This window comes from Phaeobacter sp. CC-HEC084, assembly GCF_059429255.1.
On record NZ_JCAIJQ010000009.1, the window covers coordinates 1,020,690 to 1,040,217 of the forward strand.

At 64.0% G+C, this 19,528-nt stretch carries 13 protein-coding genes; 8 read left to right on the forward strand and 5 right to left on the reverse strand.

From position 1 onward, the window contains the following. The first annotated feature begins 131 nt into the window (after window positions 1-131). On the forward strand, window positions 132-1,634 hold the full coding sequence (locus tag AC5SSZ_RS22040; protein WP_495440089.1) for a malonate--CoA ligase: 1,503 nt from the start codon (window positions 132-134) through the stop codon (window positions 1,632-1,634). 104 nt (window positions 1,635-1,738) lie between these two features. Here AC5SSZ_RS22040 and AC5SSZ_RS22045 read toward each other — a convergent pair whose 3' ends face one another. Beyond that, window positions 1,739-2,365, reverse strand: coding sequence for a cation efflux transmembrane domain-containing protein (locus AC5SSZ_RS22045; protein WP_495440090.1), 627 nt, complete (start codon window positions 2,363-2,365; stop codon window positions 1,739-1,741). Between the two features lie 73 nt (window positions 2,366-2,438). On the opposite strand from AC5SSZ_RS22045, the gene AC5SSZ_RS22050 reads away from it, so the two are divergent. Continuing rightward, entirely contained in the window at window positions 2,439-2,873 is a 435-nt protein-coding gene (locus AC5SSZ_RS22050) for a MerR family transcriptional regulator (RefSeq protein ID WP_274835189.1), read from the forward strand. 3 nt (window positions 2,874-2,876) lie between these two features. Here AC5SSZ_RS22050 and AC5SSZ_RS22055 read toward each other — a convergent pair whose 3' ends face one another. Continuing rightward, a complete protein-coding gene (locus tag AC5SSZ_RS22055) occupies window positions 2,877-3,911 on the reverse strand; it encodes an ACP S-malonyltransferase (RefSeq protein ID WP_495440092.1) in 1,035 nt (344 codons plus the stop codon). Continuing rightward, the gene (locus tag AC5SSZ_RS22060; RefSeq protein WP_495440093.1) at window positions 3,908-6,097 is read right to left on the reverse strand and encodes a thiamine pyrophosphate-dependent enzyme; all 2,190 of its coding nucleotides are present in this window, start codon (window positions 6,095-6,097) and stop codon (window positions 3,908-3,910) included. The genes AC5SSZ_RS22055 and AC5SSZ_RS22060 overlap by 4 nt, the downstream gene beginning before the upstream one ends. Before the next feature lie 351 nt (window positions 6,098-6,448). Here AC5SSZ_RS22060 and AC5SSZ_RS22065 point away from each other — a divergent pair, with 351 nt between their 5' ends. The 6 genes from AC5SSZ_RS22065 to AC5SSZ_RS22090 all read left to right on the forward strand — a co-directional run bounded on the left by AC5SSZ_RS22065 (window position 6,449) and on the right by AC5SSZ_RS22090 (window position 16,057). After that, window positions 6,449-7,465, forward strand: a complete 1,017-nt coding sequence (locus AC5SSZ_RS22065) for an efflux RND transporter periplasmic adaptor subunit (RefSeq protein ID WP_082996059.1) — start codon at window positions 6,449-6,451, stop codon at window positions 7,463-7,465. Next, window positions 7,462-10,734: an efflux RND transporter permease subunit gene (locus AC5SSZ_RS22070; RefSeq protein WP_495440094.1), complete on the forward strand. Its 3,273-nt coding sequence runs from the start codon at window positions 7,462-7,464 to the stop codon at window positions 10,732-10,734. The genes AC5SSZ_RS22065 and AC5SSZ_RS22070 overlap by 4 nt, the downstream gene beginning before the upstream one ends. 169 nt (window positions 10,735-10,903) lie before the next feature. Then, on the forward strand, window positions 10,904-12,655 hold the full coding sequence (gene acsA, locus AC5SSZ_RS22075; protein WP_495440096.1) for an acetate--CoA ligase: 1,752 nt from the start codon (window positions 10,904-10,906) through the stop codon (window positions 12,653-12,655). Further along, window positions 12,652-14,655, forward strand: a complete 2,004-nt coding sequence (pdhA, locus tag AC5SSZ_RS22080) for a pyruvate dehydrogenase (acetyl-transferring) E1 component subunit alpha (RefSeq protein WP_495440098.1) — start codon at window positions 12,652-12,654, stop codon at window positions 14,653-14,655. Before acsA ends, pdhA begins: the two co-directional genes overlap by 4 nt. Beyond that, window positions 14,652-15,815, forward strand: coding sequence for a dihydrolipoamide acetyltransferase family protein (locus AC5SSZ_RS22085; RefSeq protein ID WP_495440100.1), 1,164 nt, complete (start codon window positions 14,652-14,654; stop codon window positions 15,813-15,815). Before pdhA ends, AC5SSZ_RS22085 begins: the two co-directional genes overlap by 4 nt. Next, complete coding sequence (locus tag AC5SSZ_RS22090; RefSeq protein ID WP_495440102.1) at window positions 15,812-16,057, forward strand: acyl carrier protein; 246 nt, start codon at window positions 15,812-15,814, stop codon at window positions 16,055-16,057. The genes AC5SSZ_RS22085 and AC5SSZ_RS22090 overlap by 4 nt, the downstream gene beginning before the upstream one ends. Here the strand turns inward: AC5SSZ_RS22090 and AC5SSZ_RS22095 are convergent, their stop codons facing one another. Beyond that, window positions 16,058-16,795: a TSUP family transporter gene (locus AC5SSZ_RS22095; RefSeq protein ID WP_495440104.1), complete on the reverse strand. Its 738-nt coding sequence runs from the start codon at window positions 16,793-16,795 to the stop codon at window positions 16,058-16,060. It lies immediately after the preceding gene. Continuing rightward, window positions 16,782-19,526 carry a cation-translocating P-type ATPase gene (locus tag AC5SSZ_RS22100; protein WP_495440106.1) on the reverse strand — a complete coding sequence of 915 codons (2,745 nt, stop codon included), beginning with the start codon at window positions 19,524-19,526 and terminating at the stop codon, window positions 16,782-16,784. The genes AC5SSZ_RS22095 and AC5SSZ_RS22100 overlap by 14 nt, the downstream gene beginning before the upstream one ends. Between the last annotated feature and the right edge of the window lie 2 nt (window positions 19,527-19,528).

The window sequence follows — 19,528 nt, forward strand, 5'->3', positions numbered from 1 at the left end:
CCTTCTTCTAATAGTGTGTCACTAAGGGCCTCAAACCGAACCAACACGATTAGCAGACACGACCACGCTCAATGGCTTGATTTCCCGCCCCGCTCTGGCGCAGATACCTGCGTTGATGAAGGAGCCAGCCGATGTATGATGCCAACCACCTGATTTCCCGGCTGCGGGCCGCCTCAATTGGCCACGAGACGCGCAATTTCGCCACTTTCCCGGCGCGGGCCAGCATGACATTCGGCGAATTGTTTGCCGGCGCCGAGCGCAACGCGGCAGCGCTGGTGGCGATGGGGGTTCAGCCCGGTGATCGGGTGGCGGTGCAGGTGGAAAAGACCATCGAGGCGATCCAGCTTTACCTTGGTACGGTGATGGCCGGGGGCGTCTTTCTGCCGCTCAACACCGCCTATACAACGCCCGAGGTGGCTTATTTCCTGGGCGATGCCAGCCCCCGCGTGGTGGTCTGCGATCCCGCCCGCGAAGATGACATTGCCGAAATCGCAGGTGACGCCCGCGTGGTGACGCTGGATGGCAAGGGTCTGGGCAGCCTGACCGATGCCGTCGTGGGGCGTGGCGGCTTTGATCCGGTGCCGCGCGGGCCGGATGATCTGGCGGCGATCCTCTATACCTCGGGCACCACCGGGCGCTCAAAGGGGGCGATGCTGAGCCATGAGAACCTCGCCTCGAACTCGCTGATGCTGCGCGATTACTGGCAGTTCACCGATCAGGACGTTTTGATCCACGCGCTGCCGATCTTTCACACCCACGGGCTGTTCGTGGCGACCAATGTGGCGCTATTGGCGGGCGCGCGGCTGGTGTTCCTCAAGGGCTTCAACGCCGACGAGATCCTCGACGCCATGCCACGCGCCACGGCGCTGATGGGGGTCCCGACCTTCTACACGCGCCTCTTGGCGGATCCGCGCCTGACGCACGAACGCGCCGAGAACATGCGCCTGTTCATCTCCGGCTCGGCGCCTTTGTTGGTGGACACGCATGAGGAATGGGAGGCCCGGACCGGGCACCGTATTCTGGAACGTTACGGCATGACCGAAACCAATATGAGTACCTCGAACCCCTATGACGGCGAACGCCGCGCAGGCACCGTGGGCTTTCCGCTGCCGGGAGTCGAGGCGCGGATCATGGCGGGGGACAAGGAAGTCCCGACGGGCGAGACCGGCGTCCTTCATGTGCGCGGGGCCAATGTGTTTCAGGGCTACTGGCAGATGCCGGAAAAGACCGCCGAGGAGCTGCTGCCTGATGGCTGGTTCATCACCGGCGACATGGCCCGCATGGACGAAGACGGCTATGTCACCATCGTCGGCCGGGAAAAGGATCTGGTGATCACCGGCGGCTTCAACGTCTACCCCAAAGAGGTGGAAAGCCTGATCGACGATCTCCCCGGCGTCTTGGAAAGCGCAGTGATCGGCGTGCCGCATCCTGATTTCGGCGAGGCAGTGGTGGCCGTGGTCGTGCCCACGGGCGAAGGCACCAGTGCCGAGGCTGTGAAGGCCGCGCTGTCGGGGCAATTGGCGAAGTTCAAGCAGCCCAAAGAGGTGATCCTGCTCGACGCCCTGCCACGCAACACCATGGGCAAGGTGCAGAAAAAGGCCCTGCGCGAAGACTATGCCGGGCTGTTTGCCTGAGAATTGCAAGAGGGACGTAGAGACCCGCGGGGTGGCGCAATCGCGCCGCCCCATGGGGGCGGGTCGGCGCGGCCCGGTCTGGCGACCGGGCGGTGCGCACTCCCCTAATGCTGGTGCGCCAGATCTTCGCGGCGTTCCTGAATGGCCTGCACCAGGATCTGCCAGGCGGAATTCAGGAACAGCCCGGCCATGATCCCGGCCACGATCAGATCCGGCCAGCCAGTGGCCGTCCCCCAGACCCCCAGCGCCGCGATCATCACCGCCACATTGCCGATGGCATCATTACGCGAACACAGCCAGACCGAGCGCACATTGGCATCTCCGTCCTTATAGGCCGCCAGCAAGAGGACAGAGGTCACATTGGCCGCCAGGGCCATGAACCCGATGACGCCCATCACCTCGGCCTGCGGCACGCCCAGCACAAAAACGTGGTAGACGGTCGATCCGAACACCCAGATCCCCATCATCAAGAGGCTGATCCCCTTTGCCAGCGCAGCCAGCGCGCGGGTGCGCAAGCTGGCACCGATGACGGCGAGTGAGATCCCGTAAGTCAGCGCATCGCCGAGGAAATCCAACGCGTCCGCTTTTAGCGCCTGACTGCCTGCCATCTGGCCCGCGCCCATCTCCACCGCGAACATGCCCGCGTTGATCGCGATCACGACCCAGAGGCGCCGTTTATAGGCGGCCGAAACCCCGTCGAACCGCGCCTCATGCCCGCAACATCCTGCCATTGCCCTTGTCCTTTGTTCCGATTCGAGCTCAACCTAATGGCTCTAGTCACTAGAGGTTCAAGAGGGGTCCACGATGTTTTCCATCGGCGCGCTATCCAAGGCCACAGGGGTTAAGGTGCCCACCATTCGCTATTACGAGGAGATCGGCCTGCTGCCACCTGCCGGGCGCAATGCGGGCAATCAGCGCCGCTATGGTCAGGAGGGGCTGGAGGCGCTGGGCTTTATCAAACACGCCCGCGACCTTGGCTTTGCGCTAGAGGATATCAAGGTGCTGATGGCGCTGGACGGGGAGCTGGGCGAAGATTGCGCCGAGGCCAACCGCATCGCCCGCGCGCAGCTTGATCAGGTGCGCGCCCGCATTGCACGGTTGCAGCAACTGGCGAGCGAGTTGGAACGTATTTCCCATCTGTGTGACGGAGGCAATGGCGGTCACTGCAAGGTGCTGACGGCGCTTGGCGATCATAGCCAATGCGCCGCCGATCACGGGCCTGTTCGCAGGGCTGATTAGACCCTAACCCGTGACAATCGCGCGCTGCGCATCATCGCCCATGGAGATCAGGGAGGGCGCCTTGGCCTGCTGTGCCTTGAAATCAGCCTTGCCACTCATACCCTGCCAGCCCGCGTGCACCAGCGATTGCGCCACCGCGCCGCCCAGCGTGGTGCCGGGGCCGGTAACGATGAAGAGATCCGGCGCAAACTCCAGCGCCGCGTTCTGCACCGCGCGGGTGAAATCATAAGGCTCCACCACCTGATGGCCGAGCGTGTAATCCCACAGCGCCTGCGTATCGGTGGCGCCGGGCCACCAGACATGACCGCGCCCATCAATGAGCGGCACTTTGGGCTGGCTGAACATGCCTGCGGCCAGACGTTTGCGCCCCTCGGCAGCGACGGGGGCTTGAAGGGAGGTATGGAAGGCCGCGTGATTGGCCAGGCGCATGGGGAACCGCTCCTCGACCACCGGCACGGCAGCCTCAAAGGCTGACAGGCCCGCTTCGTTCCCGGCCAAGACCAGCATACCGCCCAGATCAATGGACAGGGCCAGATCGTGACCAGCACGCGCGTTGATATCGGCCACGATCGCAAGCAGGTCAGCCTTGCGGGCGGGATCGTTCTGCCAGTCAGCACCTGCGAAAGGATAGACCAGCTGCCCGCCGATCAATTGCTCCTGCATCAGCGTGCCCATGGTGTTGACCACGGTAAAGCCGTCCTCGGCGCTGAGCGCCCCGGCGGCGGCCAGGGCAATGTACCAGCCCATGGAATTGCCTGTGACCGCGACAACCTCGATATCCTTCGCCAGAGACTGCGCATCTGCCAGCGAAGCAGCATAGATCAGCGGCGATGCGATATCTCCGCGGGAGTATTTCGAGACCGAGAACCGGGTGGCCCCGTCCAGCGCGGTAACCTCTTCCTGCCCTGCGGCGCTGCGCTGGGCGTCAAAGCCCGCAAACAGCGCGGCCTTGTCGCCATGGTGGCGGTGCAGGTAACCGAGTTCGGGTTTGTTGTAGGTGCCCCGTCCGGGGCAGATCAGTACGGCCTTGCGGGTCATTTTGCACCTCCGGTCAGGTCCAGCGCGGCGGCCAGAATGCTATCCTTGGACGGCAGAGTGGCCGCATAGGCGGGCCCGGTCGCGATAAAGCAATCGCCTGCTGCATGGCGGGCGAGCGACGTGACGCCGTTTTCGGTGAACAGCGCCATCAACCCTTCGGACTGGCTGCCGGTGGTGCGGCATTCATCGACGATCAGTACGTGTTTGCAGCCCTTGGTCGCCTCCAGCAGCGCCTCCGCCGGGAGCGGCGCCAGCCAGCGCAGATCGATGATGCGGGTCTTGATGCCTTTGGCTTCCAGCTCGGCCCTGGCTTGGGTCGAAAGATACCGCCCGTTGCCATAGGTCACGATGGCCAGATCGGTGCCGGTGCCGTCGATGCCGACCTCTCCTAGTGCGATCCGCTGATCCGGGGCAGGGTAGCTCCGCATCCAGCCGCCGTCCTTGGCCTCATGCAGGTCGCGCATGGGATAAAGTGCGATAGGTTCGACAAAGACCACGACCCGCTGCTCCTCGCGGGCAAGGCGAACTGCTTCGCGCATCATCATCGCGGCCTCGGCCCCGTCCGAGGGGCAGGCGATCACGATCCCCGGGATGTCGCGCAGCACGGCCAAGGAGTTGTCGTTGTGGAAATGCCCGCCAAAACCCTTTTGATAGCCAAGCCCGGCAATGCGCAGCACCATCGGGTTCGAGAACTGCCCGTTCGAAAAGAACGGTAGCGTCGCCGCCTCGCCGCGGATCTGGTCCTCGGCGTTGTGCAGATAGGCGAGGAACTGGATCTCTGGCATCGGCAGGAAGCCGTTGTGGCCCATGCCTATGGCCAGCCCAAGGATGGATTGTTCATCCAAGAGCGTATCGATCATCCGGTCGGGGCCGAACCGCTGGTGCAGCTTCTGCGTTACGCCATAGACGCCGCCCTTGCGGCCCACGTCCTCGCCCATCATGACGATTTCGCCATGCTCCAGCATCAGATCGGTTAGTGCCCAGTTGATCAGGCGGGACATCGGCTGCGGCTCGTCCATGGCGCGCATGTCGCTGCCAAAGGTCTCGGCGCGTTTTTCCGGTGGCACGCCATTGGTCGGCGCGCAGATCCGCGCGGGCGGGATCAGGCTGGCGGCCACATCGGCGCCGGTCTTCAGATGCGGGCGGGTGACGACCTCGGTCCGGATGCGTTCCACGCGGTCGCAGGTGTCGTTATAGATCTTCAACGCCTCCTGCGGCTCCAGCGCGCCTGCCTCGGCCAGAAGGCGCACGGAGTGCAGCAGCGGATCGTTCGCCTCGTCGGCTTCAACCTCGGACTTTGCCAGATAGGTGGTGGGCACATCGGCGCCCGCATGGCCATAAAGACGCACGGTGCGCAGGTGCAGGAAGGCGGGCTTGCGCCGCGTCCGCACGTATTCGGCGGCCTCCAGCGCAGTGGCGTAGGCCTCGTAAAGATCCAGCCCGTCGGTCTTGAAATACTTGATACCGGGCCGCCCTGCCATCGACGCTTCGATCCAGCCGGTGGGCGTCTTGGTGGAAATGCCGATCCCGTTATCCTCGCAGACGAACAGAAGCGGCAGCGGGATCGACTGCACCGAGGTCCAGCCCGCCGTGTTGATCGCGCCCTGCGCGGTGGAATGGTTGGCCGAGGCATCGCCAAAGGAACACATGACGATGCTGTCATCGGCCAGCAGCTGGTGTTCCGGGCGATGGCGCCGGGCCGCACCCACTGAATAGGCGGCACCGACCGCCTTGGGCAGGTGGCTGGCGATGGTGGAGGTCTGCGGCGGGATCATCAGTGCCTTGGAGCCCAGAACCTTGTGCCGTCCGCCCGAGGTGGGATCCTCGGAAGAACAGGCAAAGGACAGCAGCATGTCCCAGGCGATGCGCTGCCCCGGCACCTGATCGGCGCGGGCAATCTGGAAGGCGGCGTCGCGGTAATGGAGGAAGGCCATGTCATCGGCGCGGAGGGCGCGGGCAACGGCAGCCATGCCTTCGTGTCCCGAGGATCCGATGGTATAGAACCCCTCACCGGCCTTCTGCATGGCGCGGCTGGTCAGATCCAGCGCCCGGCTCAGCACCTGGGCGCGGTAGACCGCGACGGCTGTATCGGGGGCAAGCCCGCTGCGCGGTGAAGCTCCGGCTGGCAACTGTCCGGCTGCAACCCGGTCCAGAAAATTCTGATGCACGATCTGGGCGCGATCCATCTGATGTCCTCATGTCAGTGTCCGGTTGGGGTTATCCTCCAGATGGGGGCGGATTTCCAATGAGTATGCAAGCTCAATTCATGACGCAATGGAATGAGTGAGCGTATGTCAAAGGCGATTTGGAAAGGATCAAGTTTGGGTTTCAACGGGGGAACGCCCCCGGATCGGCCCCATCAGGGCGCAATTGTCGAGGTTTCCACGATCAAAAGCTTTGTTTTTCATGCAACCTTTGGGATGGTTGGTTGAGCTAGGTCAAAGCCCGATACATTTCGCCCTGCGAATGTGTCGGCCAAAGCTTTCGGTGCGGAACCAGTCATGTTGCGCGACCCCAAGCCCTGAAGAGGAACGAATATGCGCTTTTCGCCCCGAGCCTTGCCGCTCCGAATTTCATCACTGCGTGCCTTGCTGCCGGTGATCTGCCTGCTGGCCTCAAACGGGGTCCATGCGCAGGCTTTTGATGTTGAGATGACCGAGGTCTCTGACTGGCGGCCTGTGTTCGGCAAGGTCGAAAGCGTGAAACGCGCCCTTGCCCGCGCCCGCCTGTCCGGCAACCTGTACGAGCTGAGCGCGGAGGAAGGCGACAGCGTCGCAAGCGGCGAGACCCTGGCGCGGATCGTCGATGAAAAACTGGCGCTTGAGATCGCCGGGGTCGAGGCCGGCATCCGGGCGCTGGAGGCGCAGATCGCCCTTGCGCGGATCGATTTGACCCGCGCTCTGGAATTGCGCGAGCGGGGCGCTTCGCCCAAGACGGCGGTGGATCAGGCGCAGACGGCGCTGAACGTGGCCGAGGAAAATCTGGCCGCCCAGCAGGCCCAGCGGGATCTGTTGCAGGCGCGTCAGGCCGAGGGGATTGTGCTGGCGCCCGAAGCGGGTCGGATCCTCAGCGTGCCGGTGGTGGATGGCATGTTCGTCAATCCCGGCGAAACCATCGCCACCATCGCCACCGAGAATTTCGTGCTGCGCACCGAATTGCCAGAACGCCACGCCCGCTATCTGGAAACCGGTGAAACCGTGCGCATTCTGGCGCGCGGCGCGCTGACCAACACCGAGGTGCAAAGCGACGGACGCGTCGCCAAGATATATCCCGAGCTGGTAGCCGGGCAGGTCGTGGTCGATGTGGAGGCCGAAGGGCTGGGCGATTTTTTTGTCGGGGAACGGGTGCGGCTGCTGATCGCCACCGGCCAGCGCCCCGCCATAGTGGTGCCCGAAGGGTATCTGCAGCAGCGCCACGGTGTCACCTTTGCCCGGCTCGACAGCGATGCCGAAGTGGTGGTGCAGCCTGGCGTGCGTGTCGATGGCGGGATCGAGGTTCTGGCGGGGCTGAAACCCGGCGACCGGCTGACCCCCTATGAGGCGGCGCAGCAATGAGCTCGACACCCAACACCGACGCGCGCACCGATGACGGGGCCGGGGAATCGCTGGGCATTGCGGGTTCCATTTCACGCGCCTTTATCAACTCACCGCTGACGCCGCTGCTGCTGATTGCGGCTCTGATTCTGGGGTTTGTGGCCCTGCTGCTGCTGCCGCGCGAGGAAGAGCCGCAGATCTCGGTGCCCATGGTGGATGTCTTCATCCAGGCCAACGGGTTGGCCGCCGATGACGCGGTGGAGCTTGTCGCCAAACCGATCGAGGCACTGCTGCAGCGCCTGCCCGGCGTCGAACATGTCTACAGCCAGAGCTTTGACGACCGTATCATGGCCACCGCCCGGTTCGAGGTGGGCGTTCCCGAGGATGACGCCATCCTCCGCGTTCATTCCGAAATCCGAGCCAATTTCGACCAACTGCCCATCGGCATCCCGGAGCCTCTGATCATCGGGCGCGGGGTCAACGACGTCGCTATTCTGGTTCTGTCACTCGCCCCGCGCGCGGATCTGCCGCCCGATGAGGCAGAGCGGTGGGACAGGGCAAACCTGGGCGAAGTCGCCTCGCAGCTGATGTCGGAACTGTCCAAGGCTGAGGACGTGGGCCGCACCTATATCGTTGGTGACAGCCGCACGGAAATCCGGGTGGAGCCGGACACGGCGGCGCTTGCCCTTTACGGCGTGACGCTGGAGCAATTGGCCGAGAAGGTGCGCAATGCCAACCGGTCTGAGTTGTTGGGCCGGGTGCGCCAGACCGGCGCCTCCCGCGATTTGCTGAGCGGGCAGAGCCTGGTTGGCCAGCCCGATCTCGGCCTTTTGCTGGTCACCACCCGTGACGGACGCCCTGTCTACGTAAAGGACGTCGCCCGCGTCAGCATTGCGCCCGCCGATGCGGACAACCGCGCCTGGACCCTGCACCCTGGAGAGGCCACACCACGACCGGCGGTCTCGCTTGCCTTTGCCAAGCGTGAAGGCGCCAATGCTGTCAACGTGGCCAAGGAACTGCTGCAGCGGCTGGAGATTGCCGAACGCGATTTCCTGCCCGATGCGCTGGAGGTTGAGGTCACCCGCAACTACGGTGAGACGGCGCAGAAGAAATCGGACGAGCTGTTCTCGCACCTTGCGGGGGCCAGCGTGTCGATCTTCCTGATGATCGTGGTCTTCATCGGCTGGCGTGAAGGGGTGGTGACGCTGATCATCATTCCCGCCACCATCCTGATGACCTTTGCCGCCTCCTACCTGATGGGGTTCACCATCAACCGGGTGTCGCTCTTCGCGCTGATCTTCTCGATCGGGATCCTGGTCGATGACGCCATCGTGGTGGTGGAAAACATTGCCCGCCATTGGCGGCTGGATCCCAATGGCGACAAGACCAAGGTCGCCCTGCGCGGGGTAGCCGAGGTGGGGAATCCGACCATCATCGCGACGCTCACCATCGTCTTTGCCTTGCTGCCGATGCTGTTTGTCTCCGGCATGATGGGCCCCTACATGAGTCCCATTCCCACCAATGCCTCGGCGGCGATGATCCTCAGCTTTTTCGTGGCGGTGATCTTTGCCCCTTGGATCATGCTGCGGCTTCAGCGGCGGAAACCGGGCGCTGTTGCGGCTCATGGGGCAGAGGATGGTCACGGCGAGGATTCCCGCATGGCCCGCATCTATCGCGCCATTGCCCGGCCTTTGCTGGCCAGCCGCAGCGGCGCGGCCATTTTCCTGATCCTCGTCTTCGTGGCCACCGGGGCCTCGGTCACCCTGTTCGGCACCCAGTCGGTGGTCGTGAAACTTCTGCCCTTTGATGACAAGTCCGAAGTGCAGGTGATCGTCGATCTGCAGGAAGGCGCGACACTGGAAGACACCGAGCGCGCCCTGTTCGCACTGTCGCAGGCGGCTGCCGAAATCCCCGAGATCGAAAGCATCCAAGCCTATGCAGGTACTGCGGCGCCGTTCAACTTCAACGGCCTCGTACGGCATTACTTCGTGCGGCAGAACCCGGAACTGGGCGACCTGCAGATCAACCTGGCCGACTCGGAAGAGCGTGATCGCCAAAGCCATGCCATCGCGCTGGACCTGCGCGCGCGGCTGGCCGAGGTGGATCTGCCCGCAGGCACATCGGTCAAGGTGGTCGAGGTGCCGCCCGGACCGCCGGTTCTGGCGACGCTGCTGGCCGAGGTCTATGGCCCCGATCCTGAAACCCGCCGCGAGGTGGCCACCGGCCTGCGCGAGATCTTTACGGACGTGGATTTCATCGTCGATGTGGACGACAGTTTCGGTCACCCGCCCGAACGGCTGCGGATCGAGATCGATCAGGCCAGCCTTGATTTCCACGGGGTGGAGCAAAGCGCGGTCTATGACACACTGTCGCTGCTGTTCCATGGCACCACTGTTGGTTATTCCCAGCGCGGCGGCGGGGTGCGGCCCATCCCGATCAGTCTGAAGCTGAGCGAGGAGCGCCGTCAGGTCACCGAAGCGCTGCTGGCGACACCCTTGCCCGCCCGTGGTCCCGCCGGCATCGGTGAGGGCAACGTGGAACTGGGCGAGGTGGTACGCGTCTCGGTCGAGCAGGGCTCATGGCCGGTGTTCCGCAAGAACGGGCTGGATTTGGAGATGGTCACCGCCGATCTGGCGGGCCGGTTCGAAGCGCCGATTTACGGCATGATCGCGGTGCAGGAGGAGATCGACGCCCGCGATTGGCCCGAGGGGATGAAGCCCGAGGTCACCCTTTACGGTCAGCCGATGGATGAGAGCAATCCGATCCTTTTGTGGGATGGCGAGTGGGAGGTCACCTATGTCACCTTCCGCGATATGGGCGCAGCCTTTGGTGCGGCGCTCATCGGGATCTATTTCCTGATCGTCGGCCAGTTCCGCAGCTTCAAGCTACCGCTGGTGATCATGACGCCGATCCCGCTGACTCTGATCGGGATCACCCTGGGCCACTGGGCGATGGATGCGCCCTTCACGGCGACATCGATGATCGGTTTCATCAGCCTTGCCGGGATTATCGTGCGGAACTCGATCCTTTTGGTGGATTTCATCCGCCGCGAACAGGACAACGGGCGATCATTGCATGATGCGCTGCTGGCGGCGGGGGGCGTGCGCTTCCTGCCGATCTTCCTCACCGCGATCACGGCGATGTCGGGGGCGGCCTTCATCCTGGTGGATCCAATCTTCCAGGGGCTTGGGATCTCGCTTTTGTTTGGTCTTGCGACCTCTACCGCGCTGACACTGCTGGTGATCCCGGCGATCTACTGGGCGTTCCGCGGCGGTAGCGACACGGCATAGTGCATCGGTTTGACGGGGCTTGCCCCGCCGTGCCCCTATCGCCGGTCGTTTCCAGAAGGAGGGAAAAGCGCCGCGCTTTGATCCTGGTCATCTGCGCGGGCCATCCCGCCACCTATGATTGTCAAAGACGCGCCCCGGCGTGGCGCGGCAAGCGGAGGGGAGGATCATCATGGCGACAGCGCCGATCACAAAACCGGACAGCGTCAGGGCCGCTGCCAATATGACCGATTACGATACCCTCTGCGCCGGGTTTTCCTGGAACGACGCGCAGGCGCTGATTGATGGGCTGTCCGATGGCAGGATGAACATCGCGCATGAGGCCGTGGACCGCCACGTGGCATCCGGCCATGGGGAGCAGCTGGCGCTGCGCTGGATTTCGAAATCGGGCTCTCAGCAGGATTTTACCTACGCCGCGCTACAGACGGAAACCAACCGCTTCGCCAATATGCTGCGTAGCCAAGGTCTGCAAAAGGGTGATCGGGTCTATGCCTTGCTGGGGCGGGTGCCGGAGCTATACATCGCCGCCCTTGGCACGCTGAAGGCAGGTTGCACCTTCTGTCCGCTGTTTTCGGCATTCGGTCCCGAGCCGATCCGCTCGCGGATTGAGATCGGCGGTGCCAATGCGCTGATCACCACCGCGCGGCTTTATAAGCGCAAGGTGAAAGCCCTGCGCCCGGATCTGCCGGATCTGCGGAAGGTCTTTGTCATTGATGAGGCGGCAGAGGATACCCTGCCGCTGACCGACCTGATGGCGGATGCCTCGGAGGAGTTCACCACCGAAGCCATGGACCCCGAGGACACTGCCCTTTTGCATTTCACTTCGGGCACCACGGGCAAGCCGAAGGGCGTCGTGCATGTGCATCAGGCGGTGGTCGCCCACAACTGGACCGGGCGCATCGCACTGGATCTGCGGGCGGGCGATACCTATTGGTGCACCGCCGATCCGGGTTGGGTTACCGGCACGTCCTACGGGATCGTCGCGCCCCTGACCAACCGCGTTTCGATGATCGTGGACGAGGCCGAGTTTGACGTCGCTCGCTGGTATGACATTCTGGAAGGCGAGGGCGTCAACGTCTGGTACACAGCGCCAACGGCCATCCGCATGCTGATGAAGGCTGGCACTGAGGCGCTTCAGGGGCGTGATTTCCCCGCCTTGCGGTTCATGGCCAGCGTCGGCGAGCCGCTGAACCCCGAGGCGGTGATCTGGGGAAACACGGCCTTTGGTCAGCCGTTCCACGACAATTGGTGGCAGACCGAAACCGGCGGCATCATGATCGCCAATTATGCCGCGATGGATGTGAAACCCGGCTCCATGGGAAGGCCGCTGCCGGGGATCGAGGCGGGAATCGTCGAAATGGACCCGGAAGGAGACTCTCTGCGCGCCCTGACCGAGCCGCAGGCGATGGGAGAACTGGCCCTGCGTCCCGGCTGGCCGTCGATGATGCGTGGCTACCTGCATGAACAGGCGCGCTATGACAAATGCTTCCGCGATGGCTGGTACCTGACCGGTGACCTCGCGATGCGCGATGCGGACGGGTATTTCTGGTTCGTGGGCCGCGCTGATGACCTGATTAAAAGCGCCGGGCATCTGATTGGCCCGTTTGAGGTCGAAAGCGCCCTGATGGAGCATGAGGCCGTCGCCGAGGTCGGTGTTATCGGCATTCCCGATGAAACCGCGGGTGAGCTGGTGAAGGCCTATGTGGCGCTGAAACCGGGGTATGAGCCGGATGAGGATCTGCGGCTTGATCTGCTGGGGCACGCCCGCAAACGGCTGGGGCCTGCGGTCGCCCCGAAAGAGATCGCCTTTCGCAAGAACCTACCCAAGACCCGCAGCGGCAAGATCATGCGCCGCCTTCTGAAGGCGCGCGAGCTGGGCCTGCCCGAGGGCGATATCTCAACCCTGGAAAGCGACGAGACATGAGCATCGACCATGTGAAACCCCGCCTAGATCACGCCCATGTCCGCGAGCTGCTGAAGGCGATGATCCGCATCCGCCATTTCGAGGACAAATGCGCCGAACTCTACTCCCGCGAAAAGATCCGTGGGTTCCTGCATCTCTATGATGGGGAGGAAGCGGTTGCGGCGGGCATCATCCCGCTGCTCAGCCCGCAGGACCGGGTGGTCGCCACCTACCGCGAACACGGTCATGCGCTGATGCGCGGGGTGCCCATGGGCCGCGTCCTGGCGGAAATGTACGGCAAGGCCGAAGGCTGCGCCGGGGGGCGGGGCGGTTCGATGCACATGTTCAGCCGCGATCACAATTTCTACGGCGGCAATGCCATCGTCGGCGGTGGCTTGCCGCTGGCCGCTGGCCTTGCGCTGGCCGACCGGATGCAGGGGGCCGAAGCCGTCACGGCCTGTTTCTTTGGCGAAGGCGCGGTGGCCGAAGGGGAGTTCCACGAAAGCCTGAACCTTGCCGCGCTCTGGGATCTGCCGGTTTTGTTCGTTTGTGAAAACAACGGCTATGCCATGGGCACGGCGCTGGACCGATCGGAATCCCAAACCGATATCCATGCCAAGGCCGCCAGCTATGGCATCGACAGCCACGTTGTGGATGGCATGGATATCGTCGCAGTTGAAGGCGCTGCGCGGAAGGCTCTGAAGGCCATCGCCGACTCCGGCAAGCCGCAATTTCTGGAATGCCGCACTTACCGTTTCCGCGCTCATTCCATGTTCGATGCCCAGCTTTACCGCCCCAAGGAGGAGGTCGCCGACTGGCGCGCCAAGGGGCCAATCGTCCGGTTCCAGACCTGGGCCGAGGAAAATCATCTGCTGCGCGCGGGCGAAGTGGATGAGATCACCGAGGAGGTTGACGCCGAGATTGCCGAGGCCGTCGCCTTTGCCGAGAGTGGCACAGAGGAGCCGGTGGCGGACCTCGCCAAATATGTAACGTCGCCTGATCGGCCCGCGCCGCCCGAGGTCGCGCCGCCCGGAAAACCTGTCACCACCACCTACCGCGCCGCAGTGCGCGCGAGCATCATCGATGCCATGACCCGCGATCCCCGCGTCTTCCTGATGGGAGAGGACGTGGGGCGCTATGGCGGCTGCTACGCGGTCTCCAAGGGGCTGCTCGATCAGTTCGGCGAGGACCGTATCCGCGACACGCCGCTGTCGGAATCCGGCTTCACTGGCGCCGGGATTGGCGCTGCCATTGCCGGGATGCGGCCCATTGTCGAGGTAATGACGGTCAACTTCTCGCTGCTGGCGCTGGACCAGATCCTCAACACCGCCGCCACCTTCCGCCATATGTCGAACAACCAGTTCGGGGTGCCGGTGGTGATCCGCATGGCCACCGGCGCGGGGCGGCAGCTGGCGGCGCAGCATTCGCACTCTTTGGAAGGCTGGTACGCCCATATCCCCGGCCTGCGGGTGCTGGCGCCTGCGACGCTGGAGGACGCGCGTGGCATGCTCTGGACCGCACTCAACGATCCTGACCCGGTGCTGATCTTTGAAAACGTCATGCTTTATAACCGCGAGGGGGAGCTGGCTGAAAACGCTGGTCCCGTGGATATCGACCGCGCCGTGGTCCGGCGGACGGGCACGGATATCTCGCTGATCACCTATGGCGGATCCCTGTTCAAGACGCTGGAGGCGGCCGAGGCGCTGGCGCAGGAAGGCATCGACGCCGAGGTGATCGACCTGCGCTCTCTGCGGCCCCTGGACCGGGAGACGATCCTGTCCTCGGTGCGCAAGACCCGCCGCGCGGTAATGGTGGATGAGGGCTGGAAGACCGGCAGCCTGGCCGCTGAGGTTGGCATGATCCTGGCGGAAGAGGCCTTTTGGGATCTGGACGCCCCCTTGGCCCGGGTGTGCAGCGCCGAGGTACCGATTCCCTATGCGGCGCATCTGGAACAGGCGGCGATCCCGCAGGTGGCAGAGATCCTCGCCACCGTTCGCCGGGTGATGGGGGCGAACCCATGAGCGATTTCCTCATGCCCTCGCTTGGGGCGGATATGGAGGCGGGCACCCTGATGGAACAGGTGGTGGCTGTGGGCCAACCCGTCACGCACGGCGATATCATCGCCGTGGTGGAAACCCAGAAAGGCGCCATCGAGATAGAGTGCTATGAGACCGGAACGGTGACGGAATGGCTGGTCGGCATCGGGGAGAGCGTGCCCGTAGGAACGCCGCTGGCACGGATCGATACCGGGGAGACAGCAGATGGGCGGACTGCTGAACCTGCGCCTGTGCCAGAGTCCGAAAACCCCAAACCCCGGGCGGTCGCAGAGCCTCCGCAACCGGCACCATCTGTTCCCACCGGTACACGCATTGTCGCTTCTCCAGCGGCACGACGCTTGGCGGCTGAAAAGGGTGTGGACCTCAGTGCAATCTCGGTGCCATCCGGCCAGCCGATCCGCCACACAGATGTCGCCGCCCATATCACGGCAGGCGGCAAGACTGCGCCGCAGGACACCGGCCTCAGCGCCATGCGGCAGGCGATTGCCGCCGCGATGTCGCGCTCCAAACGGGAAATTCCGCATTTCTACCTCACCCATCAGGTGGATCTGACCACGCTTGATGACTTCATCACTGAGATGAACGAAACCCGCGCGCCCGAGGACCGTGTGCTACCGCCGGTGTTCTACCTGCGCGCCATGGCGCGGGCGCTGAAGAAATACCCCGAGTTCAACGGCCATTTCGAAGGTGGCACCTTCACCCCAGCCAAGGAGGCCCATATCGGTCTTGCCATCGCGCTGCGCGGTGGCGGGCTGGTGGCGCCCGCGCTGTTCGATGTGGCCGCGCAGGAGCGCGACGGGTTGATGGCGCAGATGCGCGATCTGATCGGACGGGTGCGCGCGGGCCGCTTCAAGGCGCGCGAATTGTCGGATGCCACCATCACCCTCACCAGTCTGGGGGACCGCGGCATCGACGGGCTGTTTGGGGTGATCTACCCACCACAGGTGGCCATCGTCGGCATCGGTACGCCCGCGCTGCGCCCCTGGGTGGTGGATGGCAAGGTGGTGCCGCGCCAGATCGCAACACTGACACTGGCCGCAGACCACCGCGTCAGCGACGGCCATCGCGGCGCGCTGTTCCTGCGCGCCATCGACCGATTTCTACAGGAGCCCGAAACCCTATGACCCGTACCGATATCGCACAGGCCCTTGGCGAAGAGTTGACCCGGATTGCGCCCGATATCCCGCTGGACGACATCGACCGCAGCGCCGATCTGCGCGATGAGTTCGACATCGACTCAATCGATTTCCTGAACCTCGTCACCGCGCTGGGCAAACGGTTCTCTCTGGAGATGCCAGAGGCGGATTATGCGCAGATGGACAGTTTCGACCATCTGGTGGAGTATCTGGCGGCCCGGGTGGCCTGATTAGAGTACGACCCGGCCGAGACCAACAAGGCACAGCGCCAGAAGCAGCCACAGCACGATGCGGCGAAAACGCCTGTCGTGGCTGCCATAGCGGGCAAAACAGTTTGAGCCCAGCCACAGACCGATGACCAGCAGGGGCAGGGCGGCCGCGATATGCCACAGGATCTGCCCGCCGTAGTGGCCGGAGACCGTCAGAAGGGCGCCAGCCCAGAGATCAGTGAAGAAGAAATAGGCGATCATTGTCGCCCGCATAGCCCGTGAACTGATCGCGGTTGTGGTGAAGAACAGGCCCAGCACCAGCCCGCTCATTGCAGTGGCGCCATTGACCACACCGGCAATGAAGCCGGCGAGGGACAGAACCATGGCGGTTGGAACTGTGGGCCGGATGGGCCGCAGCAGCAGCGTCAGAACCGCGCCGATGATCAAGACGTGCACGCCGATCCGCATCGCCTGATCCGGTACATGATCCAGCAGTGCCACCCCGATTGGATTGCCGATCAACCCGGCCAGCAGCAGATAGGCAAGGGCGCGGCGTTCCACATCCCTGAGCACGCTGCGCGATTGTCCCAGAGATGCGATGATCTCAAGCGCGATGGACATCGGCGCGATCTGGCTGGCAGGCAGCCAGAAGATCAGTCCGGCCATCAGGACAGTCGAAAAACCGAACCCCGAATAACCACGCAGGAAGGCCGCTGTGAAAACCACGGATCCGGCCAGCAGCAGATCAACCGCGTTCAACGTCGCGCCCCCGAAGGCTGGCCCGGCCTGACGGCTGCGTTCCCAGCTCGCGGTCATGTCCCGGTGTGAGGTTGAACAAAAGCAGGATTTGCCCGGCAATCAACGGCACCAGGCTGAGCGCTGCAGCCAGACCCAATCCCGGCAGGCCGGGGTCGGGAAGATCCAGCAGCGCCGACAGCGACGGCAGCCACAACGCCAGTGCCAACAGACCAGCACACAGGGCCAGCGCTGCCCAAATGTATGGGTTCCCCGTCACGTCGTTGACCAGTTGCCGCCCGCTGTCTCCCCGCACATTGAAGACATTCCACAGCTGCGCCAGGGCCAGTGTCACGAAGGCCACCGTGATCGCCTGCCCGGTCTCAAGCCGTAGCCAGTAGAGCGCCAGAGCAAACCCCGACAGTGTCGCGCCGGTGATCAGCAGGCTGAGAACACCGATCAACGCCCATTCCGGCCGTCCGGCGATGGGTTCTTTGGGATCACGGGGCGGCCGGGACATGATCGCTCTGTCTCCTTTGCCCAGCCCCAGTGCAAAGGCCGGGAATACATCGGTCACGAGGTTCAGGAACAGGATCTGCAAGGGCAGAAGCGGTGCGGGCAGACCGGCGCCGACGGCGAGGCCGACAACCAGCACCTCGCTGACGTTGCAGGACATCAGGTAGACGACGAATTTGCGGATATTGTCAAAGATCACCCGCCCCTGCCACATGGCCTCAATCAGGGTGCCGAAGGCATCGTCTTTCAGCACCACATCGGCCGCCTCGCGCGCGACCTGTGTACCGCGTTTGCCCATGGCGATGCCGATGTCCGATTTCTTCAGCGCCGGGGCATCGTTTACGCCATCGCCGGTCATGGCAACCACATGCCCGACCTGCTGGAACAGGCGCACAAGTGTCAGTTTCGTTTCCGGCGCCACACGGGCAAAGACATCTGCCGCCAGCACCCTGTCACGCAAGGCGAAATCCGCTGTATCAGGGTCGAAATCCCGCAGGTCATCGCCTTCGATCACCGTGAGGTCGCCCAGAGTTAAACCGGCGTCCCGCGCAATTGTTGCCGCGGTGTCTGCATGATCGCCGGTGATCATCGCGACCCGCACCCCGGCCGCCAGGCTGGCGCGGATCGCATCGGGCACATCAGCGCGCAGCGGGTCAAGGAAACACACCAACCCCACCAGCGTCAGGCCCTGATAGGGATTTTCGTCGGGTATTTCGGCGTGTTTGATTGCCAGCGCCAGCAGCCGCAGCCCCTCGCGCGCGGCGGCGCTTTGCCGGGCTGCCCATTCCTGCCGCGCTGGCCCATCCAGCGGCGCCGGACCATCCGGCAGCAAGTGAGTGTCGCAGGCTTCGATCACCGCTTCGGGCGCGCCTTTGATGGCGTAGATGAACCCGCCCCGGTCCCCGTCCGTGGCGCGGTTGACGCTGGCCATCATCTTGTGCTCGGGGTCAAAGGCGTGTTCGGCCACCTGGGGAAAATCTTGCTCAAGCCCCGCACGGGTCATCGCGGCTGCTTGGGCGGCGTGCAGCAGTGCGACCTCCATTGGCTCACCGCTGGCGCTGTCTCCGGTGGCCGGATTGCCGGTTTCGGCATTGTTGCACAGAACCCCGATCCGCAGCGCCAGATCGAAGCGGTCGTCAGCCGGTGCGGCGGCATTTTTCGCGGGCCGGACCTCGGCGCCTTCGAACAGGTAGCGCACCGCCGCCATTTTGTTCTCTGTCAGTGTGCCGGTCTTATCAGTGAGGATCAGCGTCGTTGCCCCCAGAGTTTCTACTGAGGACAACCGGGTGATCAACGCATTGTGCGCCGCCATGCGCCACATGCCGCGCGCCAGACAGAGGGTGGCGACGATCGGCAGGCCTTCGGGCACCGCCGCCACCGCCAGCGCCGTGCCGGTGCGGATCATGTCGATCAGCGCGTGACCGCGCAGAACGCCCGCTGCGATCATCAACGCGGCCAGAGCCAGCGTCAGCCAGACCAGCCGGTGGCCGAGCCTGTCCAGCCGCCGCTCCAGTGGCGATATCTCGGCCTCGGCGGTTTCTGTCAGGGCACTGATCTGGCCGATTTCGGTTGTCATTCCGGTGGCCACGACGATGGCCTCTCCGGCTCCGCGGGTGATCGCGGTCCCCTTGAACACCATGTTGTGACGGTCCGGGATCCCGGCCTCCGGGGCGACCGGGTCGATACTCTTGGAAACGGGCAGGGATTCCCCGGTCAGGATCGATTCATCGCTTTGCAGGTTCGAGGCCTGAAGCAGACGGAGATCGGCGGTGACGATGTCTCCGGCATCGAGGATCACGATATCTCCCGGAACCAGCGCGCGGGCATCGATCCGGCGCACTCTGCCGTCGCGGCGCACCAGCGTCCTGACCTCGGCAATGCGCAGCAATGCCTCCATCGAGCGGACCGCGCGCAATTCGGTGAAAAACCCGATGGCGCCGTTGAACAGGATCACCACCAGGATCGCCAGACCTTCTGGAATGTCACCGAAAGCAAAGGACAGCCCGGCTGCCATGGCCAGCAGCCAGATGATGATGCTGCGGAACTGATGCGCCAGAAGCAGCAGCGCGCTTTGCGGCTTTTGGGCCCGCAGCTGGTTTCTGCCGTGGCGGGCGCGGCGGGCGGCAACTTCGGCGGCGTTCAGGCCGCGGGTCGGATCGCAGGCCAGCGCCGCAGCGACATCCGCTGCAGGCAGGGCGAAAGGCAAGGCGTCTGGTGCTGTGCCCGTCACCGGTGCCATAT